The 15977-nt window shown below is 29.9% G+C and carries 13 protein-coding genes; 6 read left to right on the top strand and 7 right to left on the bottom strand.

Annotation, left to right across the window (positions count from 1 at the left end; translation table 11 throughout):
- The first annotated feature begins 111 nt into the window (after positions 1–111).
- The 4 genes from clpP to KO506_RS17150 all read left to right on the top strand — a co-directional run bounded on the left by clpP (position 112) and on the right by KO506_RS17150 (position 4725).
- Positions 112–771 (top strand): ATP-dependent Clp endopeptidase proteolytic subunit ClpP, encoded by a 660-nt coding sequence (gene clpP, locus KO506_RS05390; RefSeq protein ID WP_215993873.1) that lies wholly within the window; start codon positions 112–114, stop codon positions 769–771.
- Between the two features lie 81 nt (positions 772–852).
- On the top strand, positions 853–2091 hold the full coding sequence (gene clpX, locus KO506_RS05385) for an ATP-dependent Clp protease ATP-binding subunit ClpX (RefSeq protein WP_215993872.1): 1239 nt from the start codon (positions 853–855) through the stop codon (positions 2089–2091).
- 208 nt (positions 2092–2299) lie between these two features.
- The gene (gene dnaG, locus KO506_RS05380; protein WP_215993871.1) at positions 2300–4321 is read left to right on the top strand and encodes a DNA primase; all 2022 of its coding nucleotides are present in this window, start codon (positions 2300–2302) and stop codon (positions 4319–4321) included.
- Positions 4322–4593: 272 nt separating this feature from the next.
- On the top strand, positions 4594–4725 hold the full coding sequence (locus KO506_RS17150) for a hypothetical protein (protein WP_289851788.1): 132 nt from the start codon (positions 4594–4596) through the stop codon (positions 4723–4725).
- Between the two features lie 273 nt (positions 4726–4998).
- Here KO506_RS17150 and nadE read toward each other — a convergent pair whose 3' ends face one another.
- The gene (gene nadE, locus KO506_RS05375; RefSeq protein ID WP_215993870.1) at positions 4999–5787 is read right to left on the bottom strand and encodes an NAD(+) synthase; all 789 of its coding nucleotides are present in this window, start codon (positions 5785–5787) and stop codon (positions 4999–5001) included.
- Positions 5788–5846: 59 nt separating this feature from the next.
- Between nadE and gldB the strand changes: the two genes are divergently transcribed.
- A complete protein-coding gene (gene gldB, locus KO506_RS05370; RefSeq protein ID WP_215993869.1) occupies positions 5847–6806 on the top strand; it encodes a gliding motility lipoprotein GldB in 960 nt (319 codons plus the stop codon).
- Positions 6806–7141 (top strand): gliding motility protein GldC, encoded by a 336-nt coding sequence (gene gldC, locus KO506_RS05365; protein WP_215993868.1) that lies wholly within the window; start codon positions 6806–6808, stop codon positions 7139–7141. The genes gldB and gldC overlap by 1 nt, the downstream gene beginning before the upstream one ends.
- A gap of 4 nt (positions 7142–7145) precedes the next feature.
- On the opposite strand, the gene folK is transcribed toward gldC, so the two are convergent.
- The 6 genes from folK to KO506_RS05335 all read right to left on the bottom strand — a co-directional run bounded on the left by folK (position 7146) and on the right by KO506_RS05335 (position 15952).
- Positions 7146–8270: a 2-amino-4-hydroxy-6-hydroxymethyldihydropteridine diphosphokinase gene (gene folK / locus KO506_RS05360; protein ID WP_215993867.1), complete on the bottom strand. Its 1125-nt coding sequence runs from the start codon at positions 8268–8270 to the stop codon at positions 7146–7148.
- Between the two features lie 100 nt (positions 8271–8370).
- Positions 8371–10608, bottom strand: coding sequence for a polyribonucleotide nucleotidyltransferase (locus KO506_RS05355; protein WP_215993866.1), 2238 nt, complete (start codon positions 10606–10608; stop codon positions 8371–8373).
- Between the two features lie 247 nt (positions 10609–10855).
- Positions 10856–11125: a 30S ribosomal protein S15 gene (gene rpsO, locus KO506_RS05350; protein WP_215993865.1), complete on the bottom strand. Its 270-nt coding sequence runs from the start codon at positions 11123–11125 to the stop codon at positions 10856–10858.
- Positions 11126–11263: 138 nt separating this feature from the next.
- Positions 11264–12136, bottom strand: coding sequence for an acetyl-CoA carboxylase, carboxyltransferase subunit beta (gene accD, locus KO506_RS05345; protein ID WP_215993864.1), 873 nt, complete (start codon positions 12134–12136; stop codon positions 11264–11266).
- A gap of 153 nt (positions 12137–12289) precedes the next feature.
- Positions 12290–13357 carry a class II fructose-bisphosphate aldolase gene (gene fbaA / locus KO506_RS05340; RefSeq protein WP_215993863.1) on the bottom strand — a complete coding sequence of 356 codons (1068 nt, stop codon included), beginning with the start codon at positions 13355–13357 and terminating at the stop codon, positions 12290–12292.
- A gap of 99 nt (positions 13358–13456) precedes the next feature.
- Positions 13457–15952, bottom strand: a complete 2496-nt coding sequence (locus tag KO506_RS05335; RefSeq protein WP_215993862.1) for an outer membrane protein assembly factor — start codon at positions 15950–15952, stop codon at positions 13457–13459.
- Positions 15953–15977: the final 25 nt, after the last annotated feature.

Below are 15977 nucleotides of genomic sequence, written 5' to 3'. Positions count from 1 at the left end.
AAGGTAAAACCTGAATTGAAAAATTCAGGTTTTTTTGCCTAAAAACTGTAACAGAATATTAAGAGAATAGTTCTTATCTTTACAAATCAAATATTTTAAAAGAATCAAGAAATGAATTACGGAAAAGAGTTCGAAAAATATGCTACAAAACATCATGGAATTAGTAGCACTGCATATACCAAAATAACTAGTAGTTTAACTCCATACATTATGGAAGAACGTCAAATGAACATTACTCAAATGGATGTTTTTTCTCGTTTAATGATGGATAGAATTATCTTTTTAGGTACAGGTATTAATGATCAAGTTGCAAATATTATACAAGCACAATTATTGTTTTTAGAAAGTGTAGATGCTAATAAAGATATTTCTATCTATATAAATTCTCCAGGAGGAGGGGTTTATGCAGGTCTAGGTATTTACGATACTATGCAATTCATAAAACCAGATGTTGCAACAATTTGTACAGGAATGGCAGCTTCAATGGGTGCAGTTTTAATGTGTGCAGGTCAAAATGGTAAACGTTCTGCCTTACCACATTCTAGAATTATGATTCATCAACCTTTAGGTGGTGCTCAAGGTCAGGCTTCTGATATAGAGATTACTGCAAGAGAAATCTTAAAGTTAAAAGACGAATTGTATGCAATTATTGCAAATCATTCTGGGCAAACTATAGAAAAAGTTCATAATGATTCTGATAGAGATTACTGGATGAAAGCAGATGAAGCTAAAGCCTATGGTATGATCGATGAAATTTTAACAAGAAAGTAATAACATTAAGTTGTGGGTTTAAAGTTGTTTGGTGAAATCTTTCTCCCAACAACCAATAACTAAAAACCAAAACCAATTCAAATGTCGAAAGAAGAAAATTTAGAGTGCTCATTTTGCGGACGTAAAAAAGCAGAAACAGACTTGCTAATTGCTGGTATGGATGCTCATATATGTGATAAATGTATAGAGCAAGCACATGGTATTGTAGAAGAAGAAATTTCTGAATCTAAAACGAGTAGCTTATCAAAAGATTTAACTTTAAAAAAGCCAAGAGAAATTAAGGACTTTTTAGATCAATATATCATTGGTCAAAATGAAACAAAACGAGCAATGGCAGTTGCAGTTTACAATCATTACAAAAGGTTATTGCAAGATAAAAATACAGAAGATGAAGTAGAAATCGAAAAATCGAACATTGTTTTGGTTGGTGAAACAGGTACAGGTAAAACATTGGTTGCAAGAACAATTGCAAAAATGCTAAATGTACCATTTTCTATTGTAGATGCTACAGTATTAACTCAAGCAGGTTATGTTGGTGAAGATGTAGAAAGCATTTTAAGTCGTCTTTTACAAGCCGCAGATTACGATGTAGAAAAAGCACAAAGAGGTATCGTTTTTATAGATGAGATAGATAAAATTGCAAGAAAAGGAGACAACCCATCCATAACAAGAGATGTTTCTGGAGAAGGAGTACAGCAAGCTTTATTAAAACTATTAGAAGGTGCAGTTGTAAATGTAGCTCCAAAAGGAGGTAGAAAACATCCTGAGCAAAAATTTATAGAGGTAGATACTAAAGATATTTTATTTATTGCAGGTGGTGCTTTTTCAGGAATTGATAGATTAATAAGTAAACGTTTAAACAGACAAGCAGTTGGTTTTGGAGCATCTTTAGAGGATGATAAAATTGATGAAGAAAACTTATTACAATACATAACACCATTAGATTTAAAATCTTTTGGCTTAATACCAGAAATTATTGGTCGTTTACCAGTATTAAGTTATATGAATCCTTTAGATGCTAAAACATTACGTGCTATTTTAACAGAACCTAAAAATTCAATTATTAAACAATATGCAAAATTGTTTATTATGGATGAAGTTGAGTTTACAATAGAAGAAGAAGCATTAAATTACATAGTAGAAAAAGCAGTAGAGTATAAGTTAGGTGCAAGAGGTTTACGTTCTTTATGCGAGGCTATTTTTACAGATGCAATGTTCGATTTACCAAGTTCTGATGACAAAGTTTTTAATGTAACCAAAGACTATGCAGAATCTAAATTGTCTAACAGCACTTTAAAGAAGTTAAGAGCAGCATCTTAATTTTATTATTGCGTTACCTTTCAGGTCAGGCTTTACACTATATCTTTTTTCTGAAAAAGAAAAAAGGATGTCGTTTCAATCCTTAACGCATATTGCTAACTTTATAGTGAAGTTAGCAAAAACAACAAATAGTAAAAAGGCTTTTTAATATACAAAAAACCCTTCAGGTTTTTAAAACCTGAAGGGTTTAAAATTTAGAAATAAACGAATGATTTCCAGAAGTACCATAGACCGAGTTTTTGAAACTGCAAGAGTAGAAGAGGTTATAGGTGAATTCGTACAACTTAAAAAAGCAGGAAGTAACTTTAAAGGGTTAAGTCCGTTTGTAGACGAAAAATCACCATCTTTTATGGTATCTCCAGTAAAACAAATCTGGAAAGACTTCTCTACAGGTAAAGGAGGTAATGCCATTTCATTTTTAATGGAACACGAACATTATTCTTACCCAGAAGCCATAAAATGGTTAGCTAAAAAGTACAATATAGAAATTGAAGAAACTGAGCAAACATCAGAAGAAAAAGCTCAGATAAATGAAAGAGAAAGTATGTTTTTGGTATCTAGTTTTGCCAGAGATTATTTTCATAATACAATGCTGAATTCCAATTTAGGTAAAGCAATAGGTTTAAGTTATTTTAAGGAAAGAGGTTTTACAGACGAAACCATTAAAAAATTCGACTTAGGGTATTGTATTGATGAATGGGATAATTTTACAAAAGCAGCTTTAGATAAAGGTTACGATTTAAAATATTTAGCATCAACAGGTCTAACAATAGTAAAAGAGAACAAACAATTCGATCGTTTTAAAGGTCGTGTAATGTTTCCTATACATTCAATGTCTGGTCGTATTTTGGGTTTTGGTGGTCGTATTTTAACTGCTGATAAAAAAGCAGCAAAATATCTAAATTCACCCGAAAGCGATATTTATCATAAGAGTAAAATTCTTTACGGAATTTATCAAGCCAAAAAAGAAATTGCTAAACAAGACAATTGTTTTTTAGTAGAAGGTTACACAGATGTTATATCTTTTAATCAATCTGGTGTAGAGAATGTTGTAGCTTCTTCTGGTACAGCATTAACTTCAGATCAAATACGTTTAGTAAACAGATTAACAAAAAATATTACAGTTCTTTTTGATGGAGATGCAGCAGGAATTAGAGCTTCTATTCGTGGTATAGATTTAATTCTAGAACAAGGAATGAACGTGAAAGTAGTTCAGTTTCCTGATGGAGAAGACCCAGATAGTTTTGCAAAAGCACATTCTAATGCAGAGCTTAAGGAATATTTAGAAAACTCAGCACAAGATTTTATAAACTTTAAAGTGTCTTTGCTTTTAAAAGATTCTAACAACGATCCTATAAAAAAAGCAAGTGTAATTCGCGATATTGTTACTAGTATTTCTAAAATTCCAGATTCTATTCAGCGTGAAGTTTACATACAAGAATGTTCTAGAATCATGGAAATTTCAGAGCGTGTTTTGTTTAGTGAGTTGGCACAATTACTAAAGAAAAATATTCAGGAAAAAAGTAAGAAAGCAAGCAGAAAGCAAAGTGCACCACAGCAAGATCCCAATGAGCCACCTCCAGAATATTTTATGCAGCAAGAAAGTGCGCAAATGGGCTTGGTTAAAGGTGGGTTAGTTTCTACTGAAAAAATTGATGAACTTTCTAAATATGAAAAAGAAATAATTAAAAATTTAATTTTGTATGGAAATGAAGAGGTGGAGTTTACTGAGGATGTTATCGATATTGATGAAAATGGTAAAGAGTCAATAGTCATTAAAAAATATCAAAACTTAGTTTCTACAGAAATTTATTTGCATTTACAAGATGATGAAATTGAATTTTCAAACCCAGTTTTTCAAGAATTATATAGTACAATTATTCATCAATTAAATCAATTAGAAAAGCTTCATATTAATGATTTAGTAAATCATAGTAATCCTGAAGTAAGAGATATCATTACTTCTGTTTTAATGGATGAAGAAGATCCAAATATGAGATTGAGTGATTGGGAAGGGCAAAACATTTTTGTGACAAATGCATTAGAAGTGTTATTTAAGGCAATTCCTGATGTGATATTTAATTTAAGAAGAGTTTTAATTGATAGAAAAATTCAAGAATTAATGAAAGAAGCTACAGAAAATAGCGCTATTAATATCGATTTAGAAACTATTAGAAATTACACAAATTTAAAAATGAGACTTTTTGATAAGCTAAATCGTGTTGTGTAATTATCAAATTAATAACATTTACAAACTGTAACTGTTATTCTAATATCCTAATGCTTTTTCATTATCAAATCTGTAAAAATTCGTATTCTAATTTCTTAATATATACTAGTTAATACGCTAATAATAAGGTGTAGTATTTTGGTTTTTATTGATAGTCAATTATTTAGAATATTGCTAAATTATAAAATCAGGGTTTTTCCTATGAATACATTTCTGCTTATTTATTTCTTTTTGTGTACATTTGTTGCACGAAAAAGAGTAAAAAGACTATTATGAAAAAAGTATTACAAATTTTGAAGATCATTTTTATGTTCATTTCTTTGCCTTTCGAGATCTCTAACGGATCTAAAAGAAGAGCTCATGTAAGAATTAAAAAAATGATGATTGCTGCTAACTTACTTTAATAAGTAACCAAAAAAACATTAAAAAAATACCTTAACAAATTAAATGTTAAGGTATTTTTTTATGTTTTATTTTTAGTAAAAGTTTTGTGTTATAAATATTTTGTGACCATTTTTTTAAATCTGAGTCTAAATAATAGACACTATATTTAAATGAAACTAACTTTAATTTTTTTTAAAATTGCACATCTTCTAATTAAATTGCCTTTCGAAATTTCTAAAGGATCTAAAAGACGAAGCTATAAAAAAATAAAAAAGCTAATGGTTGCAGCAAATTTACTTTAAGTTTTCTGGAATTTCACAAACTGGTATAGGTTGCATTTTATGCTGATTAATGGTGTTTAATCTAATATAAATTTTAAATACTTCTTGCTCTCTACCTGTAAAATCATCTGCAGATTTGCCTTCATTTTGCATTTTCATAGCCCATTCTAGTTCATCATAAGAAGCTCCAATTTGGTCTTCATCTGTTCTGCTATCTCCAAATAAACCATCTGTAGGTTGTGCAACTTGTATAGAATTTGGCACACCTAAATAAGCTGCTAATTCATAAACTTCAGACTTCATTAAATCTGCTATCGGACTTAAATCTACACCTCCATCACCATATTTTGTGTAAAAACCAACACCAAAATCTTCTACTTTATTTCCTGTTCCAGCAACCAAAGCACTATTAATTCCTGCTAAATAATATAAAGTAGTCATTCTAATTCTTGCTCTAGTATTTGCCAAAGACAAATCTACTTTTGCAGTATCTTCTATGGTTGGTACAACATTTTTAAAATCTTCAAAAGTGGCAGTTAAATCTACTCTAACTTCATTAACATTATCAAAGCGTTTTTTTAATTGTGCAATATGTTCTTCAGCTCTAGAAACCTGACTTGCTGCTTGATGAATTGGCATTTCTACACATAAAGTGGGAAAGCCTGTTTCTGCACATAAAGTTGATGTTAATGCAGAATCTATTCCTCCAGAAACTCCAACAACAAAACCTTTTACTTTTGCATTAATTGCGTAATCTTTTAACCAATTGATGATGTATTCAGCTACTTTTTCGGTATTCATTGATAAACTATTTTAGTATTTTTATCGTTCTTTAATTCAAAGACTAAGATACAAAGAATATGAGATTTTTATTTGCGGTTTTAATGGTTTTCTGTCTGTTTTTTTCTTGTTCTGATAAAAAACAACAACAAATTGATGTTTCTAAAGTAAAAGTCGATTTTTCTGTAAAGAGATATGATGTTGATTTTTACAATGCAACAACAAAAACTTTATCAAAAGTAAAACAGAAGTACCCTTATTTATTCCCTGATCAATTTACAGATAGTTTAGCATTTGTTAAAATAAATGATAAAGATGAACAAGAGTTGTTTTTAGAAACGCAGAAAATTTATGCTGATTTTAATACTAAAGAAAAACAATTTTCATCACTTTTTAAATACGTTAAGTATTATAATCCGAAGTTTAAAGCACCTAATGTAGTTACACTTTTAAGTAACATAGATTATGAAAATAGGATAATTTATGCAGATAGTTTAATGCTGGTTTCTTTAGATGTTTATTTGGGGAATCAACATAGTTTTTATGCAGATTATCCTAAATACATCAAAGAAAATAATACTAAAGAACATATAATTGTTGATGTTGCAAATGCAATAATTAAAAAGCAAATACGCCCATCAAACAAAAGAAGATTCATAGATAAAATGATTTATGAAGGTAAAAAAATGTACTTGTTAGATGCATATTTACCAGAAGTTTCTGATCAAGAAAAAATGGGTTATTCATATGATAAATTCAATTGGGCAAAAACAAATGAAGAGCAGGTTTGGATGTATTTTATAGACAGAAAATTATTATTTAGCACAGACACTAAACTAAATCAAAGGTTTTTAGATAATGCGCCTTTTTCTAAGTTTTATTTAGAGCAAGATAATTTATCTCCAGGAAGAATAGGAGTTTGGTTAGGTTGGCAAATAGTTAATTCTTATATGCAACATAATGATGTATCTTTGCAAGAATTATTAAAAATGGATGAAGATATTATCTTCACAAAATCTAAATACAAACCAAAAAGATAATGGCTGTTAAACATAATTCTGAAGTAAAATTTAAAATAGGTTTAGACGAAAATAAAGTTCCTGAAGCAATTTCTTGGACTGCAAAAGATGGTGGAATTGATAAAGAAACGTCGAAAGCAGTTATGATTTCTGTTTGGGATCATAAGAAAAAAGATACTTTACGTATGGATCTGTGGACCAAAGATATGCCTGTTTATGAAATGAAACAATTTTATCATCAAACTTTAGTTTCTATGGCAGATACTTTTGAAAGAGCAACAGACGATCAAAAAATGAGTGCAACAATGCGTGATTTTTGTGATTATTTTGCAGAAAAATTAGAGCTTAAAAAGTAAGTTTTTAACCATTTTTTATTTGATTGATGATGTTTATATAATCTTCAGGATTATTAACAAAATCAAGTTCAGAAACATCAATTACTAAGGTGTTTAAGTTTTGTTGTGTGCTTATAAAACTTTTATAGCCATCGTGTATTTTTTGTAGATAAGAAGCTTCTATATTTTGTTCATAATCTCTACCACGCTTTTTAATGTTTTGTAAAAGTCTGTCTGTATTTTGATATAAATAGACGTACAAATCTGGTTTTGTAATTTCTTTGTACATCAAATCGAACATTTTTCTGTACAACAAATATTCATCTTTATGCAAAGTGATTTGTGCAAAAATTAAAGATTTAAAAATGTAATAATCAGAAACTACAAAATTTTTAAACAAATCTAATTGAGCCAAATCGTCTGATAATTGTTGATATCTATCAGCCAAAAAACTCATTTCTAAAGGAAAAGCATAGCGTTCTTTGTCTTCGTAAAATTTTGGTAAAAAAGGATTATCAGCAAAACGTTCTAAAACAATTTTTGCATTAAACTCATCAGACATCATTTTAGAAAGTGATGTTTTACCTGCACCAATATTCCCTTCAATAGCAATATAATTGTATTTTTCTGAGATAGGAATTGGGCGTTTTAGTTTTTCATTGACCAAAGAAATTCCAGAAGAATCACTACAATTTTGTAAACAAATAGATATTTTTTGTTTTTCTATAGGATGAAGAACTGAACCTGCAATTTCTGATAATGGAACCATCACAAATTTACGTTCTAGCATTTTAGAGTGAGGTACAATTAGTGTTTTAGAAAAGATAATTTCATCATCGAACAATAAAATATCAATATCTATATTTCTATCAGAATATCCAGTTGAATTGTTACGTTTTCTACCCAAACCACTTTCAATTTTTAAAAGGATTTGCATCAATTTTTCTGGTGGATGATATGTTGTGACTTTTAAGCAGGTGTTATAAAAATCATTGCTATCAAACCCCCAAGAAGCAGTTTTGTAAACTGAAGAAATTTTAAGAACAGCACCTATTTTATCAGCAATTAAATCTATTGCTTTTTGTAGGTTTTCCAATTTGTTTCCTTGGTTTGTTCCTAAAGATAAATAAGTAATTCTTTGAATTTTCATAAGAAACACAAAGAAACGAAAAAGCATAAAAAAATCGCCAATTATCATTGGCGATTTTTCTTAAACTTATTAAGATACTGAAACGAGTTCAGTATAAAATTTAATCTTCTTTTCTTTCTCTAGGTTTACGATCATCACGTCTGTTATCACGTCCACGATTATCTCTACCTCTGTTGTCTCTTCCACGATTATTATCTCTAGGTGGTCTTTCTACGAAACCTTCTGGTTTAGGTAAAATAGCCTTTCTAGAAACTTTTTCTTTACGCGTTCTTGGGTCTATTCCAAAATATTTAACATCTAAAATATCTCCCATTTTAACTACATCAGAAACATTATCTGTACGTTCCCAAGCTAATTCAGAAACATGCAATAAAACTTCGTTTCCTGGAGCTTCAGTATATTCTACAACAGCACCAAAGTCTAACATTTTAATTACTTTAACTTCATATACAGAACCTTTTTCTGGTTTGAATAACATAGATTCAATCTTAGCAATTACTGCTTCGATTCCTTCTGGTTTTGTACCTAAAATTTCAATAATTCCTTCTTCAGTTACAGGATCTTCAGTGATTACAATTGTAGTTTCTGTTTCTTTCTGTAATTCTTGAATATTTTTACCACCTGGTCCAATAAATGCACCAATTAACTCATTAGGTATTCTTCTGTTTACCATTTTAGGAGCATGCGCTTTTACATCTTCGTTTGGAGTTGTAATAGTGTCTGTTAATTTACCTAAAATATGTAAACGACCATCTCTAGCTTGTTTTAGTGCATTTACTAAAATCTCATAAGAAAGTCCTTTTACTTTAATATCCATTTGACAAGCAGTAATTCCTTCTGCAGTACCAGTTACTTTAAAGTCCATATCTCCTAAGTGATCTTCATCACCTAAAATATCAGATAAAACTGCGTAACGATCTCCGTCAGAAATTAACCCCATAGCAATACCAGAAACTGGTCTTGTCATTTGAACTCCTGCATCCATTAATGCCATTGTACCAGCACAAACAGTAGCCATAGAAGAAGAACCATTAGATTCTAATACTTCAGAAACTACTCTTACTGTATAAGGACAACTATCTGGAATCATTCCTTTTAATGCTCTTTGGGCTAAATTACCATGACCAACTTCTCTACGAGATGTTCCTCTTAATGGTCTAGCTTCACCTGTACAAAAAGGAGGGAAGTTATAGTGTAAATAGAAGTTTTCTTCACCTTCGTAAGATGGCATATCTATTTTCATTGCTTCTCTAGATGTTCCTAAAGTTACTGTAGCTAAAGCTTGAGTTTCTCCACGAGTAAAAATAGAAGAACCATGTGTTGATGGTAAGTAATCTACCTCACACCAAATTGGTCTAATTTCATCAGTTTTACGTCCGTCTAAACGTAAACCTTCTGCTAAAGTTAATTCTCTAACTGCATTTTTTTGAGATTTGTTAAAATATTTTCCAACTAAATCACCATAGTCTTCTAATTCTTCTTCAGTAAAAGTAGCTTTTAATGCTTCTTTTACTTCTGCAAAAGCATTAGTACGCTCTACTTTAGAAGTTCCTTTTTTAGCAATTGCATAACATTTGTCGTAACAAAAGTCATTTATTTTTGCTGCTAATTCTTCATCTTCTCTTTCTCCTTCGTATTCTCTTGTTTCTTTCTTACCAAAAGCTTCTGCTAATTTAACTTGAGCAGCACATTGAATTTTAATAGACTCATGTGCAAACTTAATAGCATCTGCCATTTCTTCTTCAGAAATTTCATCCATTTCACCTTCAACCATCATTACAGAATCAGCTGATGCTCCAATCATCATATCTATGTCAGATTCTGCTAATTGAGCTCTACTTGGGTTGATAACGAATTCTCCATTAACTCTTGCAACACGTGCTTCAGAAATTGGGCATTCGAATGGGAAATCTGATAATTGAATAGCTGCTGACGCTGCTAAACCTGCTAATGCATCTGGCATAACGTCTTCATCATGAGACATTAATTGGATCATTACCTGTACTTCTGAATGGTAATCTTTTGGGAATAATGGACGTAAAACACGGTCTACTAAACGCATTGTTAATACTTCTCCATCACTTGGTCTTGCTTCTCTTTTAAAGAAACCTCCTGGATAACGACCTGCAGCTGCAAATTTTTCTCTATAATCTACTGTTAAAGGTAAAAAATCTACTGTTCCTGCTTTGTAGCTAGATACTACTGTACATAACAACATTGCTTTACCCATTTGTACAACAACTGAACCGTGAGCTTGTTTTGCTAATTTACCGGTTTCTAATGAGATAGTTCTTCCATCTCCAAGGTCTATAACCTCTCTAAATACTTTTGGAATCATAAAATTTTTAAATTCTAATTTTTAATTTGTTTGTTGTTGTGTTGCAGTTGTTGTGTGTTTTTCCAATGGAAATTCAAAAGGGCTGTTAGTTCTTCTGAGTTTTTTATAAGATTCTGTTTGTTAAGCAGAATTTAATTTTGATGAGAAATTGCTAATATTAATTTTAAATTTCTCGTTTTCATTTTTTTACATAAGAAATGAAAATAAAAAAAGAGGCACGTTTATAGAGCCTCTTTTTGTTAAGAAATTATTTTCTAATTCCTAATTCTTTAATAATTGCACGATATCTAGAGATTTCAGTTTTCTTTAGATAATCTAATAAACTTCTACGTTTACCTACCATCATTACTAATGAACGCTCAGTGTTAAAATCTTTACGATTTGCTTTTAAGTGCTCTGTTAAATGGTTGATTCTGTGCGTAAATAATGCAATTTGACCTTCTGAAGAACCAGTATCGTTTTTTCCTTTACCGTGTTTTTCGAAGATTCCTTCTTTAATTTCTTTTGTTAAGTACATGCCAATATTATTTAAATGATTTTTATGTATATCAATGAGTTTTTCATTGAGGGTGCAAATATAGAATTATTTTTTAAAAGAAAACCAATAAAAGTAACACTTTTATTGGTTTTATATAACTTGTAAAGTTTTGATTTTCTATACTTTTACTTCTGATCTAATTGGTAAATTCTGAATTAAATCGATATATAAATTTACTTGTTTTTTTAAGTTTTTACGCTCGTAAATTGCATCTAAAAAACCGTGCTCTAAAACAAATTCAGATCTTTGAAAACCTTCAGGTAATTCTTTACCTGTAGTATCTTTTACAACTCTTGGGCCTGCAAATGCAATTAATGCATTTGGTTCTGCAATATTAATATCTCCTAACATTGCATAAGAAGCAGTTGTACCACCAGTGGTTGGGTCTGTACATAAAGAAATATAAGGTATTTTTACTTCTGCTAATTGTGCTAGTTTTGCGGATGTTTTTACCAATTGCATTAAAGAAAGAGAAGCTTCCATCATTCTTGCTCCACCAGATTTAGAAATCATTAAAAAAGGAATCTTGTTTTCTATAGAGTAGTTAATTGCACGTGCAATTTTTTCTCCAACTACAGAACCCATAGAGCCACCAATAAAAGCAAAATCCATAGCAGCAATAACAATATCTTTTCCTAAAGATTTACCAACAGCTGTTCTTACTGCATCTTTAAGCTTTGTTTTTTCTTGAGCGGCTTTTAACCTTTCAGGATATTTTTTTGTGTCTTCAAACTTTAAAGGGTCTTTAGAAGTTAATTTTTCATTTAACTCTTCAAATTTGTTTTCGTCAAAAAATAACTCGAAATACTCTTTACTACCAATTCTTACATGATAACCGTCTTCTGGACTAACATATAAATTCTTTTTTAGTTCTTCAGTATCTATAATTTTACCACTAGGTGTTTTATACCAAAGACCTTTGGGTGTGTCTTTCTTATCTTCTGTAGCAGTTTGTATTCCTTTATCAGTTCTTTTAAACCAAGCACTCATAGATTTGATTTTAAAATTATGTTTGTTTAAACGTTTCCTTTAAAAAGAAACGGATTACAAATGTAAAAGATTTTTTATGAAGTATTTGTAGCAATCAAAAAAAAAGCATTTTGAGAGTATCAAAATGCTTTTTTAGTAATTTTATTTATATAATTATAGAGTATCTACATTATTTAAATCAGCAAATGCTTGTTTTAAACGTGCTTTAAAAGTTTCTTCTCCTAAACGTAACCATTTTCTTGGATCGTAATACTTTTTGTTTGGTTGGTCTGCTCCATCAGGATTACCAATTTGAGTTGCTAAATAATCTGCTTTACCTTGCATATAATCTCTAATTCCTTCTGTAAAGGCAAATTGTAAATCAGTATCAATATTCATTTTAATAACACCATAACCAATAGCTTCTCTAATTTCTTCTAACGTAGAACCAGAACCACCATGAAATACAAAATCGATATGGTTTTCTTCAACTCCATATTTTTTAGTGATAAATTCTTGAGAGTTCTTTAAGATTTTTGGTGTTAACTTTACGTTACCTGGCTTGTAAACTCCATGTACATTACCAAATGCTGCTGCAATTGTAAACTGAGAAGAAACTTTTAATAACTCTTCATAAGCATAAGCAACTTCTTCTGGTTGTGTGTATAACTTAGAAGCATCTACATCAGAATTATCTACACCATCTTCTTCACCACCAGTAATACCTAATTCAATTTCTAAAGTCATACCCATTTTGCTCATTCTAGCTAAGTATGTTTTACAAATTTCCATATTTTCCTCAAGAGGCTCTTCAGATAAATCAATCATATGAGAACTATAAAGAGGTTTACCTGTTTCTTCGAAGTGTTTTTCAGAAGCATCTAATAAACCGTCAATCCAAGGTAATAATTTTTTTGCACAGTGATCTGTATGTAAAATAACAGGAACTCCATAAGCTTCTGCTAAGGCGTGTATGTGTTTTGCTCCAGCTATACCACCTGCAATTGCTGCTTTTTGATTTTCGTTAGATAATCCTTTACCTGCATTAAATTGTGCGCCTCCATTTGAAAACTGAATAATTACAGGAGAATTTAATTCTTTAGCAGTTTCTAAAACACTATTAATTGTATTAGAACCAATTACATTAACTGCTGGTAAAGCAAATCCTTTTTCTTTAGCGTAATTAAAAATTTCTTGAACTTCTTTTCCTGTTGCTACACCAGGTTTAATATTATGACCCATTTTTTAATTTTTTTATTGATGTTATTTGTCAAAAATACTAAAAATTAGTAGGTTTTTTAACAAATAGCGCGCATAAAATAACGAAAACGTTACCTTTTTTTAGAAAGGATAATTGATACCTATATTATAAACAGCATCATTAAAATTGTAATTTTTAAACCACTTGTTATCATTTAGAGAGGGTTCATAGGTTTTAAAACCAACATCAAAACGAATTATTAAGAAATTAAAATCTAGTCTTGCACCAAAACCAGAACCAATTGCAATGTTTTTTAGTGATGAAAAACTGTTGAATTTTGCTTCGTCTTCAACAAAACTAGAGCCAGAAATATCCCAAATATTACCTGCATCAACAAAAATAGCACCTTTTAACCTGTTAATTACATCAAATCTATATTCTGCACTTGTTAAAAATTTAAAGCTACCTACATTGTATTCTAAGCCAGAGTCTCTTGCTCCAGGGCCAAGTTCGTAAGTTTGCCAAGCTCTAATATCATTAGAACCACCAGCAAAATAACTTTTTGTAAAAGGTATATCAGAATTATCATAAGTAATAATTGCTCCTAAAAAGGTTCTAAAAGCAAAAACTGAATTTCCTTTACCTAGTGTCCAGAACTTTTTATATTCAATATCCGTTTTAAAATACTGAGCTAAAGGAATACCCAATAGGGTTTTTTTATCGTTGGCATTTGTTTCTTTTGATAAAAGGCCTAATAGGTTACCAGAGTTGGCTAATCTTACTCTAAAGAATGAAAAATTGTTGTCTTTAAAATCTGATTGATTATTGTAAGTATAATTATATGCAATTGTAGGAATTAAGAAATCTGAAGTAATAATATTGTATCTGTCTAAAATATTTAGAGTATTGTTAAACTCTTCTGGATTTGTACTTTGAAAACTATTATCATTTGCAACAGTATTCATAAAAGAAATGGCTTCTTCTGGCAAATCTAAAGTTCTATCTGAATTATTGTAGTTGAAATTATCATAAGATTGTGCAACTTCATTTAAGCTTTCGTACTCAGAATTGTAAATTGTAAAGAAACTACTTACGTTTAAATTTTGGATGTATTGTGCATTTATAACTTCTAATTGAATCGTTTTCTTAGCATTATATTGCCATTTGTAATCTGTTAAAAAAGTAAAGGTTTGCCTATCTAAACCTATATTTTTTTGAAAACTAGAACCTAAAGAAAACAATGTTCTTGGAGACATTTCTTTGGGTACTAATTTACTTAACCCAAAAGGGGCTAAAAATCTTGGTATTTCTATAGAGGCATCTGCGCCAATTTCCCAACCAGGACCTGTGTTTGAGTTAAACCAAGAGCCTAAAAGCGATAATTTTAATAATTCTGCACCTTTAAATGTATTTCTATTGGTGATTGAAAATTTACCAGAAACTCCAAAATTTCGAATATTTGAATGGGTTAATTCAGATTCTACCCCTAGTGTGTATTTCTCTAGAGGTGCTAATAAAATATCCATTTTTAGCTCGTCATCAGATCCAGGAATAGTGGTGAAAGAAATGTTGGTAGATTTAAAATTTTGTAATGATTTTAAATGAGTTCTTGTTAGGTTTGTTAGTGTGTCTTTGTAGATTTCACCTTGGTTTAAAAATATAGATTGTGATAAATATTTAGGATTGTATCTTATTTTACGATAAGCATAAAAGTTTATACCATTATAAGAAACTGTATCTCTAAAAGTTTTATCTTTTCTTGTATAAGAATAATCTGTAATTACATTTATTTCTTTAACAGTGTGTACTTTATAAAGTCTTTCTTTATACTGTCCATTATCATCAATTAATCGATTTGCAGAAATTATAAAATCTACATTTGTTTTATAATCTGTTCTTGTAGAATCTACATAAAACCCTAAAGCAGATTCAGTAAAATGATAAATACCTTTGTTTCTGAACAATTTTACAATACTTGCAGCTTCTTTTCTAAATGTTTGATCTTTATACTGGTCGCCTGTTTTTAAAACACTTTCTAAGTTTGAATTTTTATAAATAGAATCTAAAACATTCGATTCTATTTTTATGTTTATAGTATCTAAAGTTGTTGGTTTACCTTTTTTAATATAATAACTAACTGTTGCTTTTTTGTGTGTGGAATCTCTTTTAATTTCTGCATTAACAGACGATTTAAAAAAACCTTGAGTTTTGTAATATGCCCATAAATTATCTGCAGTTCTTTTTATTTTAATATCACTTACAATTTCTGGACCTTTATAATCTAGAAAAGATTCATTAAGATTTATAAAAGAATTGGCATATGCAATACTTTGCTTCTCAGAAAAAATACTCTTCACAAAATTATAAGAACGTGGATTTTCTTTTGCCCATTCAGTTGGTGTTTTTGGTTTGTTTTTATCACCTAAATTATAAATATACAAACCTAAAGGTAAACCTAAAAAACGCGGATTTGGCTTCTGTAAAATGTATTTTTGTAAATCAGTACCTTGTGTTTTTAAGCTGTCTATAAAAATTTCGTTTTTAATAAGCATATGTTCTCCCTCAATTACATGTTTTGTAGAATTACATGAAATTAAAAAGACAATGAATAAAAAATAGAACGAAAGTTTTTTCATTATTTTAGCAGTCCAAAGAATATCA

The sequence above is a fragment of the Polaribacter vadi genome, assembly GCF_018861005.1.
Taxonomy (GTDB): Bacteria; Bacteroidota; Bacteroidia; order Flavobacteriales; family Flavobacteriaceae; genus Polaribacter; species Polaribacter vadi_A.
The sequence above is the reverse complement of the archived record's forward strand: the minus strand, read 5'-3'. Positions and strand labels throughout refer to the sequence as shown.